The organism is Pseudomonas grimontii (assembly GCF_007858185.1).
Classification (GTDB): Bacteria; Pseudomonadota; Gammaproteobacteria; order Pseudomonadales; family Pseudomonadaceae; genus Aquipseudomonas; species Aquipseudomonas grimontii.
Genome location: NZ_VFES01000051.1, coordinates 1 through 1,190, shown reverse-complemented (window position 1 = coordinate 1,190; position 1,190 = coordinate 1). Strand labels below are relative to the sequence as shown.

Sequence of the window (1,190 nt, the reverse complement as noted above, 5' to 3'; positions counted from 1 at the left end):
GGATGGTCTGAAGTAGCCATGTATTTCCCCGGCATACCACCTAGCGCAACTTTTAAACTCGCCAAATGATCAAAAAACAATCAATTCGACGAGTATTTCTTACGTTTTCGCCACCCGGACCCCACTCCGGTGGCCATTTCCCGCATTACAGGCGCACCTCTCCTGCATTCGTCAGTAAATGTCGGCGCGCCATCCACAGGTTCGACAGAGCGAACAGTGTCACCAGTTGCGCCGTGTTTTTGGCCAAGCCGCGAAAGCGCACCTTGGTGTAACCGAACTGGCGCTTGATTACCCGGAACGGATGCTCGACCTTGGCGCGCACCTGAGCCTTGGCCTTTTCAATCTTGCGCTTGGCTTTGTACAGCACGCTGCGCTTATCGAGTTTTTTGTAGGTGCTGCGGCGTGCCGCCACCTGCCAGATAACTTCACGTCCTTCATGCTCGGGCCGCTTTTCGACACCGGTGTAGCCTGCATCGGCGCAGACCACGTTTTCGTCGCCATGCAGCAATTTGTCCACCTGGGTGACATCCGCCACATTGGCCGCCGTGCCCACTACGCTGTGCACCAGACCCGATTCGTCATCGGCGCCGATGTGGGCCTTCATGCCAAAATAATACTGGTTTCCCTTCTTGGTCTGGTGCATTTCCGGGTCGCGCTTGCCGTCCTTGTTCTTGGTCGAACTGGGCGCATTGATCAGCGTTGCATCGACGATGGTGCCCTGGCGCAGCGACAGGCCGCGGTCGCCCAGATAGCCATTGATGACAGCGAGGATGCCGGCCGCCAGCTCGTGTTTCTCCAGCAAGCGGCGGAAGTTGAGAATGGTGGTTTCGTCGGGGATGCGCTCCAGGTTCAGCCCGGCAAACTGGCGCAGGATCGTGGTTTCGTACAGCGCTTCCTCCATCGCTGGATCGCTGTAGCCGAACCAGTTCTGCAGCAGATGCACACGCAGCATCGCCATCAACGGGTAGGCCGGACGGCCACCTTCACCTTTCGGATAATGTGGCTCGATCAAAGCAATCAAGCCCTTCCACGGCACCACCCGATCCATCTCGATCAGGAACAACTCCTTGCGGGTTTGCTTGCGCTTGCCAGCGTACTCGGCGTCGGCGAAGGTCATCTGCTTCATCGGGAAACTCGGTGGGTGGGGTCGCGGTATTTTGCCAAATCAGAAAGTCTTTTTCAGAGTTTCC

General features: G+C 57.2%; 1 protein-coding gene. It reads right to left on the bottom strand.

The genetic code is table 11. From position 1 onward, the window contains the following. Positions 1-145: 145 nt before the first annotated feature. Complete coding sequence (locus FIV39_RS32890) at positions 146-1,126, bottom strand: IS5-like element IS1384 family transposase (RefSeq protein ID WP_010466230.1); 981 nt, start codon at positions 1,124-1,126, stop codon at positions 146-148. Between the last annotated feature and the right edge of the window lie 64 nt (positions 1,127-1,190).